This window comes from Sporosarcina koreensis (assembly GCF_001531445.1).
Lineage (GTDB): Bacteria > Bacillota > Bacilli > Bacillales_A > Planococcaceae > Sporosarcina > Sporosarcina koreensis_C.
Genome location: NZ_LQYA01000365.1, coordinates 1 through 551, shown reverse-complemented (window position 1 = coordinate 551; position 551 = coordinate 1). Strand labels below are relative to the sequence as shown.

Sequence of the window (551 nt, the reverse complement as noted above, 5' to 3'; positions counted from 1 at the left end):
TACGGATCAGCGCCAGCGTATTACGCGAGGTGCCGCAGTCAGGGTTATGGTAAATGGTGATGCTCATAGTACGTTCTCATGGCTGGTTGAAGGAGAGACGCAGCGCCAGCGCGGCCAGCGTCACAAGCAGCACCGGCAGGGTCATGGTGATGCCGCAGCGGAAATAATACCCCCAACCGATGGTGATGTGCTTCTGCGCCAGCACATGCAGCCACAGCAGCGTGGCCAGGCTACCAATTGGCGTGATCTTGGGCCCCAGATCGCAGCCGATGACGTTGGCATAAATCATGGCCTCTTTGATCGTCCCTGTTGCCGCGCTGCCATCAATCGACAGGGCGCCGACCAGTACGCTGGGCATATTATTCATTATTGAAGAGAGGAAGGCCGACAGAACACCAGTGCCCAGCGTCGCGGCCCAGAGCCCGCGCTCCGCCAGCATGTTCAGCACCGTGGTCAGATAATCCGTTAACCCGGCGTTTCGCAGACCATACACCACCAGATACATTCCCAGCGAGAAGATCACTATCTGCCACGGGGCGCCGCGCAGCACC

Annotated in this window: 1 protein-coding gene; it reads right to left on the bottom strand. The window is 59.0% G+C overall.

Going from position 1 to position 551, the window contains the following annotated elements; all coding sequences use genetic code 11:
- Nucleotides 1-76: 76 nt before the first annotated feature.
- A partial coding sequence (locus AWV70_RS22425) for an ArsB/NhaD family transporter (RefSeq protein ID WP_268777904.1) occupies nt 77-551 on the bottom strand: 475 nt, incomplete at its 5' end.